This is a genomic window from Amycolatopsis ruanii, assembly GCF_003385175.1.
Lineage (GTDB): Bacteria > Actinomycetota > Actinomycetes > Mycobacteriales > Pseudonocardiaceae > Amycolatopsis_E > Amycolatopsis_E thermalba.
The window spans coordinates 19,837-41,857 of record NZ_PQHY01000015.1; the positions used below are offsets into that span (position 1 = coordinate 19,837).

Genomic DNA, 22,021 nt, shown 5'->3' on the forward strand with positions numbered 1-22,021 from the left:
GTCAGGTCCCGGCTTCCCCCTCCGCCAGCCCCAGACGGCGCCGCGCGTAGGCATCGATGGCCGCGGCCAGCCAGGCCGGGAGGTCCGGGTCGGCCTCCTCGGCCATCGACCGTTGCGGGTCGGTCACGTACAACCCGCCCAGAGCGGCGTACGCCCGGGGCGTGGGTTCCCAGTGCAGGCGCACGGACTCGTAGTGATCGGCGACCGCGTCGAGTGCGGCGGGCTCGTCCGGCGCGGCCCCGGTGCGCATCACCCGGGCGAGCCGCCGGAACAGGGCCGCACCCCGGGCGGCGGCGTGTTCGTAGTCCGCGGCGGTGAGACCGTCCTGCGCGGCTTCGGCGGCGTCGAAGGCCGCGTCGGTTCCCTCGCCGAAGGTCGCCCGCAGGGTGCGCCGCATGGCGGCCCGGTCCTCCCGCAAGCCGGCGAAGAACCGCTCGGGATCACGAATCCGGGCCTCGTCGAGGTCGGCGATGGTCTCCCGCACGGTGGCGATGACCTGGTCGAGGTGGCGCCGCTCGTCTTCCAGCTACGCCGGGTGCCCGCGCAGCGCGGCCGCCTCGACGGTCTGGCTCCGCAGCACCTCACCGATCTCCGCGAGCCCGAGGCCGAGGCGGCGCAGCATCATGATGCGCTGCAGCCGGAGCAGTTCCGCCCGGCCGTACCAGCGGTATCCGTTGCTGCTCACCGAACCCGGCGGGAGCAGTCCGATCGCGTCGTAGTGGCGGAGCATCCGCGCGGACACGCCGGAGGCCTTCGCGACCTGGCTGATCGAAAACCGCTCGTCCACAAGCTTGACCTTCACATCGTGTCAACTTTTACCGTGGTCGTCACACGCCGCCCACGGTGCGCGTGGCGATGGCGCAGGGCGCGGGACCGGAGGCGGCAGACGTGCGGTCGTCCAGCATCGGCCACGGCTCCCGGCGGACATCCCACGATGATGTACGCGCCCTTCCCCTACGTGACGGGCCCGCAGGACGCGGCGGCGTTCGTCGCCGACCGGGTGGCCGAGGGAGCCACCCACCTGAAGGTCCTGTACGACGACGGCACGGGCGGCGGTCCGATGCCCATGCCGTCCCTGGACGTGCCGACGATCGCCGCGCTCGTCGAGGCCGCGCACCGCGCCGGCCTGGTCGTGGCGGCACACGTGTCCACGGCCCGCGGTGCGGTGGACCTGCTGCCGACAGGCGTGGACGTCCTGGCCCACGTGCCCTTCGACCCTCTCACCGAGGGCCAGGTCGAGGCCATCGCCGAGGCGGGCGTCGCGGTGATCACGACCTTGGCGGTGGCCGACGGCTTCCCCGGCGAGGACGGTCCCGGGGTGCCGCTGCTCGCCCGGCCCGCGCTGGCCCGGCTCCTGGGTCCGGCCTGGTCGGGGGTCCTCGAACGGCAGGCGGACCGGTGGATGTCCCCGGAACTCCCGGACTTCACGGTGCCGGCCGGCAACGCCCGCCGGCTGCACGAGGCCGGCGTGCGTCTGCTGGTCGGCACGGACGCGCCCAACCCCGGGACCGTCCACGGCGCGAGCGTCCACCGCGAACTCGAACGCCTCGTGGCCGCGGGCATCGGCCCGGCCGCGGCCCGCACCGCGGCCACCGCGCGCACGGCCGACGTGTTCGGTCTCCGCGACCGGGGCCGGATCCGCCCGGGACTGCGCGCGGACCTGGTCCTCGTCGACGGGCGACCCGACCAGGACATCACCAGCACACAGCAGGTGGCGGCCGTGTGGAAGCAGGGCGTCCGCGCCGACCTCGGCACCTACGTCGGCTCGGCCGACGAGCGCGACGGACTGGCCGCTCTCCGCGCGCAGACCGAGAAGGTCATGGCCGCCGTCCGGGAGCGGCTGGCCGAGTTCCACGGCAACCCGAGGAGTTGAGACATGATCACTTCGGACCCGACGATCAAGTGCCCCTGCGCGGGCTGGTCCGTCAGTGGGTGCGCCCACCGGACGCGGAAGCGGTCCCGGCGCGCTTCCTGGATGCGGACAGGTTTCCAGCTCGACAGGCCCTCGTGGATCGACCCGCGAACCGTGCGCGTGCAGCGCCCACCACCCGTGGTGACGCGACAAGGGCCACCTCACCGGAACCGGCGGGGTGGCCCTTGTCGAAACAACGATCAGGACAGCTTGTGCATCCAGCCGTGCGGGTCGGGGCGCGTGCCGTCCTGGATGCCGGTCAGCTCGGCGCGCAGCTTCATCGTCACCTCGCCGGGCTGGCCGCCCGCGATGGTGAACTCGCCGCCGGCGTGCTTGACCCGGCCGACCGGCGTGATGACCGCCGCGGTGCCGCACGCGAACACCTCGGTCAGCTCACCGGACGCGGCCGACTTCTCCCACTCGTCGGTGGAGATGCGGCGCTCCTCGATGCCCAGGCCGTGGTCGGCGGCCAGCTTGATCAGCGAGTCGCGCGTGACGCCGGGCAGCAGCGAACCGGACAGTTCCGGCGTGACGATCCGGGCGTCCGCGCCCGAGCCGAACACGAAGAACAGGTTCATGCCGCCCATCTCCTCGACGTAGCGGCGCTCCACCGCGTCGAGCCACACCACCTGGTCGCAGCCCTGCTCGACGGCCTGCGCCTGGGCCACGAAGGACGCCGCGTAGTTGCCGGCGAACTTCGCCGCGCCGGTGCCGCCCGGGGCCGCCCGCACGTACTCGGTGGACAGCCACACGCTCACCGGCTTGACCCCGCCGGTGAAGTACGAGCCGGCCGGCGAGGCGATCACCAGGTACAGGTACTCGCTGGCGGGTGCGTTCACGCCGAGCCCCACCGAGGTGGAGATCATGAACGGGCGCACGTACAGCGTGTCGCCCGGGTTGGTGGGCACCCAGCGCTCGTCGACCGCCATCAGCTCGTGCAGGGAGCCGAGGAACAGCTCCTCGGGCAGCTCCGGCATCGCGATGCGCGCCGCCGACCTGCGGAAACGGGCCGCGTTGGCGTCCGGGCGGAACGCCGCGACCGATCCGTCCGGCTGCCGGTAGACCTTCAGGCCCTCGAAGATCGCCTGCGCGTAGTGCAGCACCGACGTGGCGGGGTCGAGCACGATCGGCTCGTAGGGGCCGACGTTCGCGTCGTACCAGCCGCGGTCGTTGCTGTACTTGATCGAGACCATGTGGTCGGTGAAGAACGTCCCGAAGCCCGGCTTCGCCAGTACCTCGGCTACACGCTCCGCCGAAGCGGGAGACGGGTGCGGGGTACGGGTGAAGGGCAACGTGGTCGTCATTCGACCAGGATAACGGTTAGTTGGACTTCCGAGAATCACCTACTCCCCTACCATGACCGCGTGACCGCCAACGTGCCGCAGCCCGCCACACCGAACTCGGTGTCCGCCGGACCCGCCTCCGACGTCAAGACGTTCCTCACCGCCATCCTGCTCACCTTCGCGGTGGGTGAGCTGACGCTCCTCGGCTACGCCCTGCTCGGGGTGTTCGGCGGGATCATCGGCCTGGTCGGCGGCATCTTCGGAATCGTGTGGTGGCGCAGCATCCACGACAAGAAGGTGTTCCCGCGCGACCTGCCTGCCAAGTCGGTGATCATCCTCGCGGTCGCCACCGCGCTGATCACCGTGGTGGCGTTCCTGCTCGTCGCGTGACGACGGTGCCCGCCGCGACGGCGGCGACCGTCCCCAGTAGATACACCGGCGGCAGCCAGGCCAGCAGCGTCACGGCCAGTACCGCCGCGATCACGGCGCGCACGGTGATCCCGGCGATCATCGACAGCACCGCGGTCACCAGCACCTCGGCCAGCGCGGCCGCGGCGGCCAGCAGCAGCGCCTGATCCGGGTCCAGCAGGCCGGCCACCACCGCGGTGATCAGTCCACACGCGACGGACACCCGCGGCCAGGACAGTTCCGCCCGCGCCTCGCCCAGCGCGAGCAGCGCGGCGGGCACAGTGGACAGGACGACGACCCCGGCCAGCAACGGATCCAGCACCTGACCGTCCAGCGCCGCCAGCGCGTCGCGGACGGGCACCCCGGACAGCGCCAGCCGCACCGGGCCGAGCTGGTACAGCGCACCCGCGCCGATCGCCAGCACCGCCACCACCGAGCCCGCGAGCCAGGGCGGGTTGTGCCGGGGCAGCAACGGGAACAGCACCGCGCCCGCCGCGCACAGCCCGCCGATCGTGAACTGCGGCGCGGTCACCGGTTGCGCGGGCTCGATCCCGAAGCTCAGCGCCACGAACCCGGCCCCGGCGACCAGCAGGACACCCAGCAGCCACGCCCGCGCGTACCGGGCCAGCCGCAACCCGGCGGCGTCGGCGGCGGTGATCACGAGCGCGACGACCGCGCCCGCCCACGGCTGGTCCGGGAACAGGTAGGCGGCGAACACCGCGGCGAACAGCGGCACCAGCGCGAGCCGGGACACCAGGCGCGTCGCGGCCAGCAGCCGGGCCGGGTTCGGCTCCAGCGCGGGGGTCCGCGGCACGCAGAACGCCAGCAGCGCCGCCACCACCGCGCCACCGAGCAGCCACCAGCCGCCCGCCCGCGCGCCCACGGCCAGCGCGATCAGCAGCCCCGCCGCCAGCCGCACGCCCACCACCTGCCTCTCCCGCCGGGCTCCGTCCTCATTAGCATGGCTCACTACCCGGCCGGGTACCCGACCCGGCACGACCGTCGATGGATGCGCGAGGAGCCACAAGTGACCGTGCCGAAGTTAGCCCTGATCGAGAACACCGGCGCCGCGCTCGGCAAGAGCCGGGCCGAGGTCGTCGTGATCGGGACGCTGCAGGGCGACAAGGCCGTGACGCTGGCGCCGGGTGCCGAGGCCGTCGACGCGGCCTTCGACGGGAAGCTCGCCGAGCTGCTGGCGACCGTGGGCGCGACCGGCAAGGCCGAGGAGGTCGTCAAGCTGCCCACGCTGGGCAAGCTGCCCGCCGCGGTCGTGCTGGCCGTCGGCGTGGGCAAGGCCGCCGACGACGGCACCGTGACCGCCGAGCAGGTGCGCCGCGCCGCGGGCGCCGCCGGGCGCGCGCTGGCCGGCACCGCGCGGGCGGTGTGCACACTGTCCGCTGTCGACCTGCAGGCCGCGGTGGAGGGCACCGCGCTGGGCGCCTACAAGTTCACCGAGTACAAGTCCGAGCCCGGCGACGCGCCGGTGGCCGCGGTCGACTTCGTCTCGCCCGCCGAGGGCACCAAGCGGGCGCACACCGCGACGCTCAAGGCCGCGACGGCGATCGCCGAGGCCGTGATCATCGCCCGCGACCTGATCAACACCCCGCCGAACGACCTGTTCCCGGCCTCCTTCGCCGAGCGCGCCCGCACGATCACCGAGGCCAACGACCTGGACTTCGAGGTGCTCGACGAAAAGCAGCTCAAGCGCAAGGGTTTCGGCGGCATCCTCGGCGTCGGCGGCGGCTCGTCCCGCCCGCCGCGGCTGGTGCGGGTGTCGTACAAGGGCCCGAAGGCGGCGAAGAAGGTCGCGCTGGTGGGCAAGGGCATCACGTTCGACTCGGGCGGCATCTCGATCAAGCCGGCCGCGAACATGGACCACATGACCTCGGACATGTCCGGGGCCGCCGCGGTGCTCGCCTCCGTGGTGCTCGCGGCCAAGCTCAAGTACCCGCTCGAGGTGACCGCCAACATCCCGCTCGCGGAGAACCTGCCCTCGGGCACCTCCTACCGCCCGGGTGACGTGCTGCGCATGTACGGCGGCAAGACCGTCGAGGTGCTCAACACCGACGCCGAGGGCCGCCTGGTGCTGGCCGACGCGATGGTCCGCGCCGCCGAGGACGACCCGGACTACCTGATCGAGACCTCGACGCTGACCGGCGCGCAGATGGTCGCGCTGGGCAACCGCACGGCCGGGATCATGGGCTCGGACGACTTCCGCGACCGGGTGGCCGCGATCGCGCAGGCGACCGGCGAGGGCGGCTGGCCGATGCCGCTGCCCGAGGAGCTGCGCGGCGACCTGGACTCGCGGCTGGCCGACCTGGCGAACGTGACCGGGCACCGCTGGGGCGGGATGCTCGCCGCGGGCATCTTCCTGCGCGAGTTCGTCGCCGAGGGCCTGCCGTGGGCGCACATCGACATCGCGGGCCCGTCGTTCAACACCGGCGGCCCGTGGGGCTACACCGGCAAGGGCGGCACGGGCGTCCCGGTGCGCACCATCGCCGCGGTGCTGGCGGACATCGCCGACCAGGGCTAGCCCGGGGTCACGGCGCGGCGGACGGTTTCGCGGAGGAGCGCTCGGCGGCGGTCGTGGACGTCGCCGGGCTCCCCGGCCGTCGCGGCGTAGACGTGGCTAGCCCGGCGCAGGAAGCTCGCTCGGCGGGCAGCGGTGGCAGGCCCGCGACCGCCGCCGTGCTCGCCTCCGCGCCGCACGGGATCACCGCCGAGGCCGAGGTGCTCCCCTCGGCCGGGGTGAACGAGCGCCTGGCGCGGGGCGACGTCCGCTACCGCTTCGTCCTCGATCCGTCCGACCTGGACTGACGTCAGCCCCCGGCGCGCTTCTGCCGCTCTGTGTATTCGCGCATGCGCTTGGGGTAACCGACTTTCGCGACCTCGTAGACCGGGATCGAATGCTTGCGCCCGAACTGCTGCGCGGCGTCCAGGCTGCCGATCCGCCGCCGCGTCCATTCGCCGTCGTGCGCGACCAGGACGACCGTGGTCTCGGTGACCGTCGTCCGCGGCTCCACGAACGCCTCGACGCCCCGCCGCGCGGCCGCCCAGCCCTCCAGATGACGCAGGTCAGCGTCGCTGGCACGGCGCAGCGTGCCCGGTTTCCCGGCGCCGCGCCTGCGCTTCAGACCGTCGAACAGACCCACCTCGACCACCTCATCTCCGCCGGCCCTCCCCCGCCATTATCCCGGCGATCAGAAGTGCGCCGATTAACACACCCGGCTACCTCGCAGGGCCGGACTCCGTAGTGACAAGATGATGAGGGTTTGGACGTAAAACGAGGAGTAAATGACGTGAGCGACGCTGGCGCCGACCTGGTGATCCTCGGTGGCGGATCCGGCGGCTACGCCGCGGCTTTCCGCGCCGCGGAGCTGGGCCAGTCCGTCATCCTGATCGAGAAGGACAAACTGGGCGGGACGTGCCTGCATCGCGGCTGCATCCCGACCAAGGCACTGCTCCACGCCGCCGAGGTCGCCGACACCGCCCGCGAGGGCGAGCAGTTCGGTGTGAAGACCACCCTGGAGGGCGTCGACATCGCCGGCGTCCACAAGTACAAGGACGGGGTCATCAGCCGCCTCTACAAGGGGCTGCAGGGCCTGGCGAAGGCCCACAAGGTCACCGTCGTCGAGGGCACCGGCACGTTCGTCGGCGGCACCACGGTCGAGGTGGACGGCACCCGGTACACGGGCAAGAACCTGATCCTGGCCACCGGCTCGTACTCGAAGACCCTGCCGGGCCTGGAGCTGGGCGGCCGGATCATCGCCAGCGACGAGGCGCTGACCCTGGACTGGATCCCGGAGAAGGTCGTCGTGCTCGGCGGCGGCGTCATCGGCGTCGAGTTCGCCAGCGTGTGGGCCTCCTTCGGCGTGGACGTGACGATCGTCGAGGCGCTGCCGCGGCTGGTCCCGGCCGAGGACGAGTTCGCCAGCAAGCAGCTCGAGCGCGCGTTCCGCCGGCGCAAGATCGGCTTCAAGACCGGCGTGAAGTTCACCGGCGCCAAGCAGGACGACAACGGGGTGACCGTGTCCCTGGAATCCGGTGAGACGCTGGAGGCCGACCTGCTGCTGCTCGACGTCGGCCGCGGCCCGAACACCGCGGGGCACGGCTACGAGGAGGCCGGCGTCAAGATGGAGCGCGGTTTCGTCCTCACCGACGAGCGCCTGCGCACCAACCTGCCGAACGTCTACGCCGTCGGCGACATCGTGCCCGGCCTGCAGCTCGCGCACCGCGGCTTCGCCCAGGGCATCTTCGTCGCCGAGGAGATCGCCGGGCTGCAGCCGAAGGCGATCGACGAGGCGGGCATCCCGCGCGTCACCTACAGCCACCCCGAGGTCGCCTCCGTGGGCCTGACCGAGGCGGCGGCGAAGGAACGCTACGGCTCCGACGTGAAGACCTTCACGTACGACCTGGCCGGCAACGGCAAGAGCCAGATCCTCAAGACTTCCGGCGCGATCAAGGTGATCAAGGCGCCGGACGGGCCGGTCGTCGGCCTGCACCTGGTCGGGGACCGGGTCGGCGAACTGATCGGCGAAGCCCAGCTGATCTACAACTGGGAGGCCTTCCCGGAGGACGTCGCTCCGCTGATCCACGCCCACCCGACCCAGACCGAAGCCCTCGGCGAAGCACACCTCGCCCTGGCCGGCAAGCCACTGCACGTGCACAGCTGAGCCGGACCGCAGCCGACAAGATTCAAGGGAGTCAATTCACGATGGCCTTCTCCGTCACACTGCCGGAGCTCGGCGAGAGCGTCACCGAGGGCACCGTCACCCGCTGGCTGAAGCAGGAGGGTGACACGGTCGCGGTCGACGAGCCGCTGCTGGAGATCTCCACCGACAAGGTCGACACCGAGGTCCCGTCGCCGGTCGCCGGCACGCTGCAGAAGATCGTCGCCCAGGAGGACGAGACCGTCGAGGTGGGCGGCGAGCTCGCCGTGATCGACGACGGTTCCGGCGGCGGTTCCGCTCCGGCGCAGGAGCAGGCGCCCGCGCAGCAGGCCGAGCCGGAGCCCGAGCCGCAGCAGCAGGCCGCCCCGCAGCAGCAGGAGGCGCAGCCCGCCCCCAGTGGTTCCGCTCAGGGCGGTTCTGCCCAGGGCGGTTCTGCTCAGGGCGGTTCTGCCCAGGGTGGTTCTGCTCAGGGCACGCCGGTCACGCTGCCCGAGCTGGGCGAGAGCGTCACCGAGGGCACCGTCACCCGCTGGCTGAAGTCGGTCGGCGACACGGTCGCGGTGGACGAGCCGCTGCTGGAGATCTCGACCGACAAGGTCGACACCGAGGTCCCCTCGCCGATCGCCGGCACCCTGCTGGAGATCAGCGTGCAGGAGGACGAGACCGTCGAGGTCGGTGGCACGCTCGCCATCATCGGCGACGCGAGCGCCGCGCCCGCCCCGCAGCAGGAGCAGCAGAAGGCGCCGGAGCCCAAGCCCGAGCCGAAGCCGGAACCGAAGCCCGAGCCGGCCCCGGCCGCGCAGGCCCCCGCACCCCAGCAGCAGGCGCCCCAGCAGCCCGCGCCGCAGCAGCCGGCTCCGCAGCCGCAGGCCGCCCCGGCCGCGAGCGACGGCAACGGCAGCGGCCCGTACGTCACCCCGCTGGTCCGCAAGCTCGCCACCGAGCACGGCATCGACCTGGCGACGGTGACCGGCAGCGGTGTCGGCGGCCGCATCCGCAAGCAGGACGTGCTGGCGGCGGCCGAGGCGAAGCAGAAGCAGAGCGCTCCGGCTCCCGCCGCGCAGGCCCCGGCCGCCGCGCCGAGCGCCCCCGCGGCGAAGGCCCCCGCGGCCCCGTCGCCGGAGCTGGCCGCGCTGCGCGGCACCGTGCAGAAGGCGACGCGGATCCGCCAGGTCATCGCGCAGCGCACCCGCGAGTCGCTGCAGAGCTCGGCGCAGCTGACCCAGGTGTTCGAGGTGGACGTCACCAAGATCGCCCGGCTGCGTCAGCAGGCGAAGGCCGCCTTCCAGGAGCGGGAGGGCGTGAAGCTCACGTTCCTGCCGTTCTTCGCCAAGGCGACGGTCGAGGCGCTCAAGCAGCACCCGAACATCAACGCCTACCTGGACGAGGAGAAGAAGGAGATCACCTACTTCGGCGAGGAGCACCTCGCCGTCGCGGTGGACACCGACCGCGGCCTCCTCTCGCCGGTGATCCACAAGGCGGGCGAGCTGAACCTGGCCGGCCTGGCCCGGGCGATCGCCGACGTCGCGGCGCGCACCCGCGCGAACAAGATCAAGCCGGACGAGCTGTCGGGCGGCACCTTCACGGTGACCAACCTGGGCAGCAACGGCGCCCTGTTCGACACGCCGATCATCAACCAGCCGCAGTCCGGGATCCTGGGCGTCGGCGCGGTGGTGAAGCGGCCGGTCGTGGTCACCGACGCCGAGGGGCAGGACACCATCGCCATCCGGTCGATGGCCTACCTGGCCCTGACCTACGACCACCGCCTGATCGACGGCGCCGACGCGGGCCGGTTCCTGACCACGATCAAGAACCGCCTCGAAGAGGGCCACTTCGAGGACGAGCTGGGCCTGTAACCGCTTGACCGGGGACCCCCTCCGCCGGTATTCCGTAATTACGGAAAACTGGAGGAGAGGGTCTTCGTGCTTTCCCGGCGCACGCTGCTCGGCTCCGCGGCACTCGCCGGCGCGGCCACGCTCGCCGTGCCCGCGACCGCGGTCGCCGACACGTCCACCCCGCAGGGCTGGTTCGATTGGATCGCCCGGCACCGCGACCAGGTCGGCGCCTTGGCCGTGGACGCCGACGGGCGCCGGGTGGCGCACCGGCCGCACGCCCAGCAGGTCCTGGCGTCCACGATCAAGGTCGTGCACCTCGCCGCCTACGCCGCCGCGGTCGAGCATGGCCTGAACCCGGACGAGCCGGTGCTGCTCGGCGACTGGGAGGCGTTCTACCCGTTCGGCGGCGACGGCGGCGCCCACCTGTCCGCCCTCCGGGAACTCGGCATCCCGCACACGGACCGGGGCAACGCGCTCGACCCGGACGCGACGGTCCCGCTGGACCGGCTGGCCCGCGCGATGATCGTCTTCAGCGACAACGCCGCGGCCGACTACCTGCGCGACCGCCTCGGCGACCGGGCCCTGACCGCCGCGGCCGCCCGCGGCGGCTGGCTCCGGCCCGACCTCCGGTCGTTCTGCGGCGAGGTGCTCCTGCTGCTGTTCCCCGAGTTCCTCCCGCGCTCCCCCGCGCTGCGGCCCGCCGCGGGCGACCGGCTGGCGCGCCGGTTCGCCACCGAGCCGGCGTTCCGGGACGAGGTGCTCGCCCGCTTCCAGACCGCGCCGGGTGCCGACGCCCAGGTGGCCTGGACGCGCGGGCACGGGCGCGGGAGCGCGGCCGGGCTGTTCGCGATGCACCGCGCGCTCGCGGCCGGACGCTTCGGCGAGACCGTCGTGCGGCGGCACCTGGAGGAGCCCTTCGCCGCGCTCGTCCCGCCCGGCGCCGCGGCGGTCGCGTTCAAGGGCGGCAGCCTGCCGCGCGTGCTGACCGCCGGGATGACCGTGCGGTGGCCGGGCGGACGCGCCGCGACCCTCGCGCTCCTGCTCGACGACGTGGCCGACGTGGATTTCGCCCACCAGGGGCCGTTCGTGCGCGCCGGGCTCGCCGCACTGTCCACGCGGGAGGGTTTCGACGGGTTCGCGCGGGCACTGCGCGGCTGACCGTCATGCTGGGTCCGTGAACGACGACGTGCTCAACCGTCTGGCGGACCTGGAACGCCGGGTGGCCGCGCTGGAAAGCGGCGCCAGGGCGGACGGGACCGGTGTGGTCGCTTACCGCGGCCGCACCGAGGAGCCGCTCGAACTCGAGTGGGAGATCACCGTCACCCCGGCCCGCGCGCTGGCCCTGGACGACGGTCCGCGCGCGGAAGTCCTGGCGGCGCTGGGCAATCCGGCGCGCCTGGCGATCGTGCGGGCGCTGGCCGCGAGCGGGCCGCAGCCGGCCGCCGCCCTCCAGGAAGCCGCCGGCCTCGGCTCGACCGGGCAGCTCTACCACCACCTCAAAGCACTCACCGGCGCCGGGATCGTCGAGCCGGACAAGCGCGGCAGCTACCGGTTGCCCGCCCGCGCCACGATCCCGGTACTCGTGCTGCTGACCGCGGCCGCCGACGTCGCCGGGCAACTGCGGTGAGGGAACGTGCGCGAACCGGCGGCGTGCGCAACCATCGGGGTATGCGAGTACTGATCGCCGGCTCCAGCGGGCTCCTCGGCTCGGCGCTCGTCGCCGCGCTGCGCGACTCCGGGCACGACGTGCGCCGCCCGGCCCGGCGCCCGGCCCGGGCCGCGGACGAACACTCGTGGGACCCGCCGGCCGGGCGGATCGACGACCGCGCCTTCGAGGACGTCAGCACCGTCGTCAACCTGTGCGGCTCGCCGATGGGACTGCGGTGGAGCGCGGCCCGCAAGCAGATGATCCGGGACAGCCGCGTCGAGCCGACCGAGGTCCTCGCCGAAGCGGTCGCCGAGTACCGGATCCCGGCGCTGGTGAACGCCTCCGGCGTCGGCTACTACGGCGACACCGGCGACACGGTCGTCACCGAGGACTCGCCGCGGGGCGACGGCTTCCTGGCCGAGCTGTGCGAGGCGTGGGAGGAGGCGACGGCACCCGCGGCCGAGGCCGGTTCCCGCGTGGTCAACCTGCGCACCGGCCTGGTGCTCGCGAAGGGCGGCCTGATCGGGCCGCTGAAGCCGCTGTTCTGGCTCGGCCTGGGCGGGCGGCTCGGCGACGGCGGGCAGTACATGCCGTGGATCAGCCTGCGTGACCACGTGGCCGCGGTGCGGTTCCTCCTCGAACACGAGACGCTGTCCGGCCCGGTGAACCTGTGCAACCCGGAACCGGCGACCAACGCCGAGTTCACCCGCGCGCTCGGGCACGCGCTGCGTCGGCCGGCGCCGTGGTGGGTGCCCGGTTTCGCGCTGCGCGCCGCGCTCGGCGAGGTGGCCGACGAGATGGCGCTGATCTCGCAGCGCGCGGTCCCCGCGGTACTGGAGAAGGCCGGGTTCACGTTCGTGCACACCGACCTGGAGGGCGCACTGGCGGTGGCCCTGTGACCAGGTGGCTCCCGCTCGGCGGCGCGTTCTTCGTCCTGTTCCTCGGGCTGGGCGTGGCCGTCGCCCGGCCGCCGTACGCCGTCGACCGGGCCGTGGCGGGCCTGGTGCAGGGCTGGTGGCGGGACACCCCGGGCCGGGTGGCGCAGATCGTCAGCGACGTGTTCGGGCCGGTCGTGCCCGCGACGTTCGCGATCGCGCTGGCCATCGGGATCCTGGTGTGCTGGCGCCGCGGCATGCGCTACCAGGCCGGCGTCGGCCTGCGGGTGCTGGCCGTGCTCGCCACGACCCGGCTGGTGAGCGTGGTGTTCAAACCGCTGTTCGACCGTGACCGGCCGCGCGAGTACCCGGAGTTCAGCTACCCCAGCGGGCACGTGGTGTCGATCTCCAGCACCGGCCTCGCGGCGACGCTGCTGTGCCTGTGGCTGGCGCCGAAGCTGACGAAGTGGGTCGTGGTGTTCTTCTCGATCGCGATCGTGCTGTGCGCGGCCAGCCGGGTGGTGCTCGGGGTGCACTGGGTCAGCGACACCATCGGCGCCGTCCTCGGCGTGCTGGGCGTCGGGTTCGTCACCGGCTGGGCGGTGCGGTTGCTCCCGCCACAGCCCGTGCCGTCGCCGGCGCGGGCGGCGTAACCTGCCAGACGTGAGTCCACAGTCCTGCCGCGCCGCCGGCGCCCCCGTCACCGTCAAGAACGTCGGCACCATCGACTACCTGCAAGCCTGGGAGCTGCAGCGGGAGCTGGCGACCGCGCGGGCGGAGTGCGAAGAGGCGTCGGACACGCTCCTGCTGCTGGAGCACCCCTCGGTCTACACCGCGGGCAAGCGCACGGAGGAGTCCGACCGGCCCACCGACGGCACGCCGGTGATCGACGTCGACCGCGGCGGCAAGATCACCTGGCACGGGCCGGGACAGCTGGTCGGCTACCCGATCGTGAAGCTGGGCGACCCGATCGACGTCGTGCACTACGTGCGTCGCCTGGAGGAGGCGCTGATCCGGGTGTGCGACCAGTTCGGTGTCTACACCGGACGGGTCGAGGGCCGCAGCGGCGTGTGGGTGCCCGCCGACGAGCGCGGGCCGGAGCGCAAGATCGCGGCCATCGGCATCCGCGTGCAGCGCGGCGTGACGATGCACGGCTTCGAGCTGAACTGCAACGCCGACCTGACCGCGTTCGACAAGATCGTGCCGTGCGGGATCCGGGACGCCGGCGTGACGTCGCTGTCGTTCGAGCTGGAGCGGGACGTCCCGGTCGCCGAGGCGCTGCCCCTGGCCCGCGACGCGGTGCTGGCCGCGCTGGACGGCGAGCTGGCGGTGTCGGACGACCGGTGGCTGCGGCGCGAGGACTCGGCGCCCGCCGCGCCGGGCGTGACGTTCGCCCTCCGGCCCTGAGCCGCGCCCGGGGCCGGAGGACGCGCGGTCACAGCTGCGGGGCGACCTTCGACGCGATCAGCTCGAGGTGGTCCAGGTCGGACAGGTCCAGGACCTGCAGGTACAGCCGGGTGACGCCGGTGGCCTCGCGGTAGCGGCCGATCTTGTCGACCACCTCGTCGACGGTGCCGGCCAGGCCGTTCTGCTTCACCTCGCCGGTCTCGCGGCCGATCGCGGCGGCGCGGCGGGCGAACTCGGCGGCGTCCTTGCCGACGGCCACCACCTGCGCCGCGGACCGGATGATCTCCTGGGGGTCGCGGCCGATCTCGCGGCAGGCGGCGTCGACGCGCTCGAACTGGGCGGCGCCGGTGGCCGAGTCGACGAACGCGACGTTGAACTCGTTGGCGAAGCGCGCGGCCAGCGCCGGGGTGCGCTTCTTGCCGCCGCCGCCGATGATCACCGGCGGGCGCGGCGACTGGGCCGGCTTGGGCAGCCCGGGCGCGTCGGCGAGCTGGTAGTGCTTGCCGTCGAAGGAGAACGTCTCGCCCTCGGGGGTCTCCCACAGGCCGGTGATGATCTCCAGCTGCTCGGCGTAGAGGTCGAAGCGCTCCTTGATCTCCGGCATCGGGATGCCGTAGGCCTGGTGCTCGGCGTCGTACCAGCCGGAGCCGAGACCGAAGTCGACGCGGCCGCCGGACATCTGGTCGACCTGCGCCACGGAGATCGCCAGCACCGACGGGTGGCGGAAGGTGGCGGCGGTGACCAGCGTGCCCAGCCGGATGCGGGAGGTCTCGCGGGCCAGCGCGCCGAGGGTCACCCACGCGTCGGTCGGGCCGGGCAGCCCGGAGGCGGAACCCATCTTCAGGAAGTGGTCGGAACGGAAGAAGGCGTCGAAGCCGTTGTCCTCGGTCGCCTTGGCGACGCGCAGGAGATCGTCGTAGCTCGCGCCCTGCTGGGGCTCAGTGAAAATCCGAAGGTCCACGAGCCCACCCTAAGGAATATCCGGTGAACGGCTTGCGTGGCGGTGCGGGTGGCGGAACCTGAGGCGGCCCCTCGCTGTGGGATCGCCTCCTCATGAACGCCAGTTCACCACGTCGGCGCTGTCCTCGCGAGGAACCACCTCAGAACCCGCGGCGGTGCAAGCATGGCGGCGCGACGCAAAGGCTAGGCGGTGCGCCGAACCCGGTGCAGCAGCTGCACGATCACCGCTTCGATCTGGGCGCCGACCTTCTTCGGGTCCGGTGAGCTCGCGATCTCGGTCGCCGCGCTGTGCAGGGCTCCGAACAGCAGCCGCGCGGTGATCTCGACCGGGACCTCGTCCACCTCGCCCGCCTCGATCAGGTCCTCCAGGCTCGACCGGATCAGCCCGAAGCTCGCCCTGTCCTCGGCCTCCCGCCAGCGCTCCCAGCCCATCACCACCGGCGCCTCGTGGATCGCGATGCGCTGGTAGGCCGGGTCGAGGCAGCTGGAGATGAACTCGCGCAGCCCGGCCAGCGCCCGCTCCCACGGCGTGCCGCTGCCGCCCATGATCTCTTCCAGGCGCCCGAAGACCCGGCTCTCGACCTTCTCGAACGCCGCTTCGAAGAGCGCCTGCTTTCCACTGAAATGGTGATACAGGGCACCCTTGGTGACGCGGGCGCGCTTGGCGACCTCATCGAGCGAAGTGCTCGCGTAGCCCCGTTTGGTGAACAGCTCCACCGCGCTGTTCACCAGGGCCGACCGCGTGGACTCCGAATAGTCGAGACGCCTGGACCGCATTGTCACCACGCTCACAAGCTTACGCCGGTTTCCGTTTCCATACCCGTGGTATGTTCACTGTGTCGGCACCATACCGACAGTATGCTTCAAACCCAGAGTATGGCCGGGGTCACAACAGTGGAGGACCCATGAGCTGGAACGACTTCTACCGGCGGCGCGACATCCTGGACGCCGTCCTGACCGCGGCGGCCCGCGACCCGCGAGGCCCGCTGCCCTTCGAGGAGATCCCCGGAGCCGAGCAGGCCTTCGGCACGCGCGAGAACCTCATGGCCGCGCTGCACTACCGCTGGACCCAGCTGCTCAGCGGTCACCTGCGTGCCCAGACCGAGGGCGAGGACGACCACGTGGACGCGGTCAAGCGGGCGTTCACCGCTGCCGTGCGGCGCAACCGCGCGCTCTACGAGGTCGTCGCCACCCACCGGGACTCCTACCCCGCGCTGAAGACCGCGCACCGCGCCGAGCAGGCGATGCTCGCCGTCGCGGCCGGGCTGGCCGGGCCGGACGAGCCGGTGGAGGAGGTGGCCAAGGTCGGCGCCGCCTTCGAGGCCCTGCTGACCGAGGGCCCCGGCCTGCGTCCCGCGCGGCCGTTCAACCGCCTGCTGCGGATGCTGGCCCCGAGCGCGTGATCTTCCCTAGTATCCGGGCATGAAAACCTGGACCGAGGCCGACATCCCCGACCAGACGGGCCGCACGGTGCTCGTCACCGGCGCGAACTCCGGCCTCGGTCTGCAAACCTCCCTCGTGCTGGCCGCCAAGGGCGCGCGCGTGCTGATCGCCTGCCGCAACCCGGAACGCGGTGAGCAGGCGCTGCGCACCGTTTCCGCGGCCGCGGCGGTCGCCCCCGAACTGATCTCCCTGGACCTGGCCGACCTCGCGTCGGTGCGCGCGGCCGCGCAGCGCACCGAGGAGATCACCAGCGGCAGGCTCGACGTCCTGATCAACAACGCCGGCCTGATGGCCGCGCCCAAGAGCCGCACCAAGGACGGTTTCGAGCTGCAGTTCGGCACCAACCACCTGGGGCACGCGGCACTGACCTGGCTGCTCATGCCCGCCCTGCGGCGCGGCACGGACGCCCGGGTGGTGACGCTGTCCAGCCTCGCCGCCACCGGTGGCCGCGTCGACTTCGACGATCCCGGCTTCGAGCACCGGCGCTACAACCCGGCCGCGGCGTACGCGCAGTCGAAGATCGCCAACCAGATCTTCGCGCTCGAACTGGACCGCCGCCTGCGCGCCGCCGGTGACGACGTGATCAGCGTGGCCGCCCACCCCGGCTACACGGCGACCAGCCTGAACTCGAACATGGCCAACGCGCAGGGCCACCCGGTCGTGCGCGCGATCGTCGGCGGGGTGACCTTCCTGGGTGACCTGCTCATCGCGCAGGGTGTCCGGACGGGCGCGCTGCCGTCACTGATCGCGGCCACCGCGCCGGACGTCAACGGCGGTGACTACATCGGCCCGCGCCTGTTCCGCGGCATCCGCGGCAACCCCACCGTGGTGCCGCCGCTGCGCCCCGCGCTGGACCGCGAGACCGGCCGCAAGCTGTGGGAGCTGACGGCCAAACTGACCAGCGTGACCCCCGACCCAGCGTAGGTCGTCGCCCCCTGCCGAGAGCGTACGCTGGGGCGCGTGACTGTTGTGCCTGAAGGTCGGAAACTGCTGCGGCTCGAGGTCCGCAACAGTGAAACCCCGATCGAGAAGAAGCCGTCCTGGATCAAGACCCGCGCGAAGATGGGGCCGGAGTTCACCGAGCTCAAAGGCCTGGTCCGCCGGGAGGGCCTGCACACGGTCTGCGAAGAGGCGGGCTGTCCCAACATCTACGAGTGCTGGGAGGACCGCGAGGCGACGTTCCTCATCGGCGGTGACCAGTGCACCCGCCGCTGCGACTTCTGCCAGATCGACACCGGCAAGCCGGCGGCGCTGGACCGCGAGGAGCCGCGCCGGGTCGCCGAAAGCGTTCAGGCGATGGGCCTGCGCTACTCGACCGTCACCGGTGTCGCCCGCGACGACCTCGAAGACGGCGGCGCGTGGCTGTACGCCGAGACCGTCCGCCAGATCCACGCGCTCAACCCGGGCACCGGCGTCGAGCTGCTGATCCCGGACTTCAACGCCGACCCCGGCCAGCTGGCCGAGGTGTTCGGCTCCGCGCCCGAGGTGCTCGCGCACAACGTCGAGACCGTGCCGCGGATCTTCAAGCGCATCCGCCCCGGCTTCCGCTACGCGCGGTCGCTGGAGGTCATCACCCGCGCCCGCGAGGCCGGGCTGGTCACCAAGTCGAACCTGATCCTCGGCATGGGGGAAACCCCCGAGGAGGTCGAGCCGGCGATGCGCGACCTGGTGAACGCGGGCTGCGAGATCCTGACGATCACCCAGTACCTGCGCCCGTCGGTGCGGCACCACCCGGTGGACCGGTGGGTCAAGCCGGAGGAGTTCGTCGAGCACGCCAAGGTCGCCGAGGGCCTCGGGTTCGCCGGGGTGATGGCCGGGCCGCTGGTCCGCTCGTCCTACCGGGCCGGCCGGCTGTACGCCCAGACCAAGCGGCACCGCGGCGAGGAGCTGCCGGAAAACCTGGCCCACCTGGCCGAGGCCGGGCCCGCCGCGCAGGAGGCCAGCAGCCTCCTGACGCGCTGAAAGTCGGGGGAATTCCCTGACGAAAGTGCGCCGCGGGCCCGATACCGTGCACGGTAGTTTGAAGGGGTCAGCAGGGGCGTAACGGACAGGGGAATCGCACGTGGCGTTGGTAACCGACATCCTGGAATGGCTGCAGGCACTACCGCAGCCGGCGTTGGTCGGCGCGACGGGCGCGCTCGTGTTCGCCGAGTGCACGATCGGGCTGGGTTTCATCGCCCCGGGCGAGTCGGGACTGCTGGTCGCCGCGACCACGGCCAACACCGCGCCGCGGTTCCTGATCCTGTGGGCGGTGGTGTCGGTGTGCGCCACCCTCGGCGACTCGCTCGGGTACGCGATCGGGCGGAGGTTCGGGCCGCGGCTGCGGGAGACCAAGCTGATCCAGAAGTACGGCACCGACGCCTGGGACAAGGCGACCGACGTGCTGCACCGCAGAGGCGCGTGGGCGGTGTTCTTCGCGCGGTTCCTGCCGGTGATCCGGACGCTGACCCCGGCCGCGGCGGGCACTTCCGGCCTGGAGTTCCGGAAGTTCCTGCCGGCCGCGGCCGCGGGCGCGATCAGCTGGTCGCTGCTGCACATCAGCCTGGGCGCCGCCATGGGCGAGGCGGCCAAGCGCATCGAGGGCATGCTGAACACCGGCGGCCTGATCGTGGTCGGCGTCCTGGTCGCGGTGGGCGTGTTCTTCCTGCTGCGGTGGAAGAAGAAAAAGGCGATGGGCAAGCTCGAGCAGCGCACCACGGAGCCCAGCAAGGCCGAGTGAGGCAGCGCACGAACGCAGAACTCGCCTCCCCGAACGCAGAACTCACCTCCCCGAGCGTGGGACTCGCGGTCACGAGCGTGGAACTCGCGGCAGCCGCGAGTCCCACGCTCCGGCGCGCGAGTCCCACGCTCCGGCGCGCGAGTTCTGCGTTGCGGCGCGCGAGTTCTGCGCTCGTGTGCGGTCAGCGGGCGGCGGCGATCAGCGCCTTCGCCGCGGCCACGTCGAGCGTCGCGTGCACACCGAAGTCCACGGTCGTCGTCGGCGTCGGTTCGGCCGGGCGGCGGGGTGCGGCGTGCACGTGCCGGACCCTGGTGGCGTCGAGCACCTGGCGGACGTTGTGCGGGCGGATCCCGCCGCACGCCATCACCGTCAGCCGGTCCCCGGCGGCCGCCGCCATCCGCCCCAGCACCGGCGCACCCTCCACCGCGGTCCTGGCCTGACCGGAGCTGAGCACGCGCCGCACGCCCAGCTCCGCCAGCACCTCCAGCGCCGCGAGCGGGTCCGCGCACACGTCGATCGCCCGGTGGAACGTCACCTCGCGGCCGTCCGCGGCGGCCACCAGCTCCCCGACCACGCCCCGGTCGACCTCGCCGGCCGCGGTCAGCGCCCCGACCACCACCCCCGGCGCCCCGGCCGCGACCGCGTGCCGGACGTCGGCGAGCATGGCGTCCACCTCGGCCGGCGCGTAGCGGAACCCGCCGTCCCGCGGGCGGATCAGCACGTGCACCTCGGCCCGCGCGCAGCGGGCCAGCGTGGCCGCGAGCAGCCCGGGGCCGGGCGTCAGTCCGCCGAGCGCCCCGGCGGCACACAGCTCGACGCGGTCCGCGCCGAGGCGGTCCGCGGCGATCGCACCATCCACCGTGTCCGTGCTCAGCTCGACGAAGGCCATCGCCGAGTAGTACCACGGCTCAGCCGGTCGCGTACCGCCGCGCGACGTTGTCCTCGGTGGACGCTCCCGCCCGCCAGTCGGCGATCCACGGCCCGGTGCCCTCGCTCGGGTCCAGCACACCCTCCTCGAGCCAGGTGTAGGCGCCGTCCAGGACCCGGTCGGTGAGCCGGCGGTCGGCGTCGTCGGTGTTGCGCCACAGGCCCTCGAACAGCACCTCGATCCGCACCCGCGCCTGACGGCAGAACACGTCGGCCAGCTCGTAGGCGGCCTCGCCCTCCCGCACGTCGTCCTCGCGCTGCATCTCCGCCCGCACGCACGCCGCGGACATGGCGAACAGCTCGGCGCCGATGTCGACGATCCGGCCCAGGAAGCCCTGCCGCTTCTCCAGCCCGGCCTGCCAGCGCGCCATCCCGTAGAACGTCGACCGCGCCAGCTTGCGCGCCGTGCGCTCGATGTAGCGCAGATGCGGCGCGAGCTGCCCGAACTCGGCGAACGACGTGGGCACCTGGCCGCGGCCGGTGACCAGCTGCGGCAGCCACTTCGCGTAGAACCCGCTGGCCTTGGCGGCGGCCTTGGCCTTGGCGGGCAGGTCCGCCTCCAGGTCGGCGAGCGCCCCGGCGGCGGCCAGGTGCGCGTCGACCGCTTCCCGCGCGATGAGCAGGTGCATGATCTCGGTGGAACCCTCGAAGATCCGGTTGATCCGCAGGTCGCGCACCAGCTGCTCGACGACCGCGGCGCGTTCCCCGCGCGCGGCCAGCGACTGGGCGGTCTCGTACCCGCGGCCGCCGCGGATCTGCATCAGCTCGTCGGCGATCTTGCAGGACATCTCGCTGGCGTAGAGCTTCGCCAGCGCCGCCTCGATGCGGATGTCGTTGCGGCCCTCGTCGCTCATGTGGCCGGACAGCTCCTGCACGCTCTCCAGCGCGTACGTGGTCGCGGCGATGAACGAGATCTTGTTCGCCACCGCGGCGTGCCCGGCGATCGGCTTGCCCCACTGCACGCGCGCCGCGGACCACTCGCGGGCGATCTTGAGGCACCACTTGCCCGCGCCCGCGCACATCGACGGGATCGACAGCCGGCCGGTGTTCAGCGTCGCCAGCGCGATCTTCAGCCCCTTGCCCTCGCCGCCGACGACCGCGTCCGCGGGCACCCGGACCTGGTGGAAGCGGGTGACGCCGTTCTCGATACCGCGCAGGCCCATGAACGCGTTGCGCCGCTCGACGGTGATGCCGGGCGAGTCCATCTCGACGATGAACGCGGTGATCCCGCCCGGGTGCCCCTCGCTGCGCGGCACGCGCGCCATGACGACGACCAGCTCGGCGACGACCCCGTTGGTGGTCCACAGCTTGACGCCGTCGAGCAGGTAGCCGCCGTCCTCGGTCGGGGTCGCGGTGGTGGCCAGGCGCGCCGGGTCGGAGCCGACGTCGGGTTCGGTGAGCAGGAAGGCGGTGACCGCACCCTTCGCGCAGCGCGGCAGGAACTTCGCCTTCTGCTCGGGCGTGCCGGCCAGCTTGAGCGGTTCCGGCACGCCGATCGACTGGTGCGCCGACAGCAGCACGCCCAGCGTCGGGTGGACCGAGCCGAGCAGCGCGAGCGCGCGGTTGTAGGCGACCTGGGACAGCCCGAGCCCGCCGTACTCCTCGGGGATCTTGATGCCGAAGCAGCCCAGCTCGGCCAGGCCCTTCACGTACTCGTCGGGGATGCGCGACTCGCGTTCGATCACCGTGCCGTCGAGGGTCTCGGCGTACTCGCGCAGGCGGGTGAGGAACTGCTCGGCCTTCGCCGCGGCGGCCGGTTCGGCACGCGGGTGCGGGTGGACGAGGTCGAGCCGGAAGCGGCCGAGGTACAGCTCCTTGGCGAACGACGGCTTGCGCCAGCCGCTTTCCCGGGCCTCCTCGGCGACCGCGCGGGCTTCCTTCTCCGTCACCTTCGGCTGATCAGCCACCGGACACCTCCGCGCTACGCCGTCAAT

The 22,021-nt window shown here is 72.6% G+C and carries 24 protein-coding genes; 15 read left to right on the forward strand and 9 right to left on the reverse strand.

Going from position 1 to position 22,021, the window contains the following annotated elements; genetic code table 11:
• Position 1 precedes the first annotated feature (1 nt).
• Together D0D28_RS10855 and D0D28_RS36670 are read right to left on the reverse strand one after the other, a co-directional pair.
• On the reverse strand, positions 2-484 hold the full coding sequence (locus tag D0D28_RS10855; RefSeq protein WP_240323161.1) for a TipAS antibiotic-recognition domain-containing protein: 483 nt from the start codon (positions 482-484) through the stop codon (positions 2-4).
• Between the two features lie 42 nt (positions 485-526).
• Entirely contained in the window at positions 527-802 is a 276-nt protein-coding gene (locus tag D0D28_RS36670) for a MerR family transcriptional regulator (RefSeq protein WP_240323162.1), read from the reverse strand.
• A gap of 132 nt (positions 803-934) precedes the next feature.
• Between D0D28_RS36670 and D0D28_RS10860 the strand changes: the two genes are divergently transcribed.
• On the forward strand, positions 935-1,873 hold the full coding sequence (locus D0D28_RS10860) for an amidohydrolase family protein (protein WP_240323163.1): 939 nt from the start codon (positions 935-937) through the stop codon (positions 1,871-1,873).
• Between the two features lie 239 nt (positions 1,874-2,112).
• Here the strand turns inward: D0D28_RS10860 and D0D28_RS10865 are convergent, their stop codons facing one another.
• Positions 2,113-3,216: a branched-chain amino acid aminotransferase gene (locus D0D28_RS10865; RefSeq protein ID WP_116110489.1), complete on the reverse strand. Its 1,104-nt coding sequence runs from the start codon at positions 3,214-3,216 to the stop codon at positions 2,113-2,115.
• Between the two features lie 60 nt (positions 3,217-3,276).
• On the opposite strand from D0D28_RS10865, the gene D0D28_RS10870 reads away from it, so the two are divergent.
• Entirely contained in the window at positions 3,277-3,585 is a 309-nt protein-coding gene (locus tag D0D28_RS10870) for a hypothetical protein (protein WP_094004326.1), read from the forward strand.
• Here D0D28_RS10870 and D0D28_RS10875 read toward each other — a convergent pair.
• The gene (locus tag D0D28_RS10875) at positions 3,554-4,522 is read right to left on the reverse strand and encodes a hypothetical protein (protein ID WP_240323164.1); all 969 of its coding nucleotides are present in this window, start codon (positions 4,520-4,522) and stop codon (positions 3,554-3,556) included. The two genes, D0D28_RS10870 and D0D28_RS10875, sit on opposite strands and share 32 nt — an antisense overlap.
• Before the next feature lie 108 nt (positions 4,523-4,630).
• On the opposite strand from D0D28_RS10875, the gene D0D28_RS10880 reads away from it, so the two are divergent.
• Both D0D28_RS10880 and D0D28_RS10890 read left to right on the forward strand, forming a co-directional pair.
• A complete protein-coding gene (locus D0D28_RS10880; protein WP_116110491.1) occupies positions 4,631-6,136 on the forward strand; it encodes a leucyl aminopeptidase in 1,506 nt (501 codons plus the stop codon).
• A gap of 92 nt (positions 6,137-6,228) precedes the next feature.
• Positions 6,229-6,420, forward strand: a complete 192-nt coding sequence (locus D0D28_RS10890; RefSeq protein WP_205413225.1) for a hypothetical protein — start codon at positions 6,229-6,231, stop codon at positions 6,418-6,420.
• Between the two features lie 2 nt (positions 6,421-6,422).
• On the opposite strand, the gene D0D28_RS10895 is transcribed toward D0D28_RS10890, so the two are convergent.
• A complete protein-coding gene (locus D0D28_RS10895) occupies positions 6,423-6,764 on the reverse strand; it encodes an oxidoreductase (protein ID WP_094004322.1) in 342 nt (113 codons plus the stop codon).
• A gap of 138 nt (positions 6,765-6,902) precedes the next feature.
• Here D0D28_RS10895 and lpdA point away from each other — a divergent pair, with 138 nt between their 5' ends.
• The 7 genes from lpdA to lipB all read left to right on the forward strand — a co-directional run bounded on the left by lpdA (position 6,903) and on the right by lipB (position 14,038).
• Positions 6,903-8,276: a dihydrolipoyl dehydrogenase gene (gene lpdA / locus D0D28_RS10900; protein ID WP_116110492.1), complete on the forward strand. Its 1,374-nt coding sequence runs from the start codon at positions 6,903-6,905 to the stop codon at positions 8,274-8,276.
• Between the two features lie 41 nt (positions 8,277-8,317).
• Positions 8,318-10,129, forward strand: coding sequence for a 2-oxoglutarate dehydrogenase, E2 component, dihydrolipoamide succinyltransferase (sucB, locus tag D0D28_RS10905; protein WP_116110493.1), 1,812 nt, complete (start codon positions 8,318-8,320; stop codon positions 10,127-10,129).
• A gap of 66 nt (positions 10,130-10,195) precedes the next feature.
• Positions 10,196-11,266 (forward strand): serine hydrolase, encoded by a 1,071-nt coding sequence (locus D0D28_RS10910; RefSeq protein WP_116110494.1) that lies wholly within the window; start codon positions 10,196-10,198, stop codon positions 11,264-11,266.
• A 16-nt stretch (positions 11,267-11,282) separates the two neighbouring features.
• Positions 11,283-11,735, forward strand: a complete 453-nt coding sequence (locus D0D28_RS10915; protein ID WP_094004316.1) for an ArsR/SmtB family transcription factor — start codon at positions 11,283-11,285, stop codon at positions 11,733-11,735.
• A 41-nt stretch (positions 11,736-11,776) separates the two neighbouring features.
• A complete protein-coding gene (locus tag D0D28_RS10920; RefSeq protein ID WP_116110495.1) occupies positions 11,777-12,655 on the forward strand; it encodes a TIGR01777 family oxidoreductase in 879 nt (292 codons plus the stop codon).
• Positions 12,652-13,284, forward strand: coding sequence for a phosphatase PAP2 family protein (locus tag D0D28_RS10925; RefSeq protein WP_116110496.1), 633 nt, complete (start codon positions 12,652-12,654; stop codon positions 13,282-13,284). Before D0D28_RS10920 ends, D0D28_RS10925 begins: the two co-directional genes overlap by 4 nt.
• 10 nt (positions 13,285-13,294) lie before the next feature.
• Entirely contained in the window at positions 13,295-14,038 is a 744-nt protein-coding gene (lipB, locus tag D0D28_RS10930) for a lipoyl(octanoyl) transferase LipB (RefSeq protein ID WP_429727963.1), read from the forward strand.
• 28 nt (positions 14,039-14,066) lie between these two features.
• Here the strand turns inward: lipB and D0D28_RS10935 are convergent, their stop codons facing one another.
• Together D0D28_RS10935 and D0D28_RS10940 are read right to left on the reverse strand one after the other, a co-directional pair.
• A complete protein-coding gene (locus D0D28_RS10935; RefSeq protein ID WP_116110498.1) occupies positions 14,067-14,999 on the reverse strand; it encodes an LLM class F420-dependent oxidoreductase in 933 nt (310 codons plus the stop codon).
• 182 nt (positions 15,000-15,181) lie between these two features.
• Positions 15,182-15,775: a TetR/AcrR family transcriptional regulator gene (locus tag D0D28_RS10940; protein WP_094004311.1), complete on the reverse strand. Its 594-nt coding sequence runs from the start codon at positions 15,773-15,775 to the stop codon at positions 15,182-15,184.
• A gap of 128 nt (positions 15,776-15,903) precedes the next feature.
• On the opposite strand from D0D28_RS10940, the gene D0D28_RS10945 reads away from it, so the two are divergent.
• The 4 genes from D0D28_RS10945 (at position 15,904) to D0D28_RS10960 (ending at position 19,160) form a co-directional block, all read left to right on the forward strand.
• Complete coding sequence (locus D0D28_RS10945; RefSeq protein ID WP_116110499.1) at positions 15,904-16,401, forward strand: hypothetical protein; 498 nt, start codon at positions 15,904-15,906, stop codon at positions 16,399-16,401.
• A gap of 19 nt (positions 16,402-16,420) precedes the next feature.
• Positions 16,421-17,365, forward strand: coding sequence for an oxidoreductase (locus tag D0D28_RS10950; protein ID WP_116110500.1), 945 nt, complete (start codon positions 16,421-16,423; stop codon positions 17,363-17,365).
• 36 nt (positions 17,366-17,401) lie between these two features.
• On the forward strand, positions 17,402-18,403 hold the full coding sequence (gene lipA / locus D0D28_RS10955; protein ID WP_116110501.1) for a lipoyl synthase: 1,002 nt from the start codon (positions 17,402-17,404) through the stop codon (positions 18,401-18,403).
• Between the two features lie 100 nt (positions 18,404-18,503).
• Positions 18,504-19,160 carry a DedA family protein gene (locus D0D28_RS10960; RefSeq protein ID WP_094004307.1) on the forward strand — a complete coding sequence of 219 codons (657 nt, stop codon included), beginning with the start codon at positions 18,504-18,506 and terminating at the stop codon, positions 19,158-19,160.
• 181 nt (positions 19,161-19,341) lie between these two features.
• Here the strand turns inward: D0D28_RS10960 and D0D28_RS10965 are convergent, their stop codons facing one another.
• Both D0D28_RS10965 and D0D28_RS10970 read right to left on the reverse strand, forming a co-directional pair.
• A complete protein-coding gene (locus D0D28_RS10965) occupies positions 19,342-20,049 on the reverse strand; it encodes a copper homeostasis protein CutC (RefSeq protein WP_116110502.1) in 708 nt (235 codons plus the stop codon).
• A 19-nt stretch (positions 20,050-20,068) separates the two neighbouring features.
• On the reverse strand, positions 20,069-21,994 hold the full coding sequence (locus D0D28_RS10970) for an acyl-CoA dehydrogenase family protein (protein ID WP_116110503.1): 1,926 nt from the start codon (positions 21,992-21,994) through the stop codon (positions 20,069-20,071).
• Between the last annotated feature and the right edge of the window lie 27 nt (positions 21,995-22,021).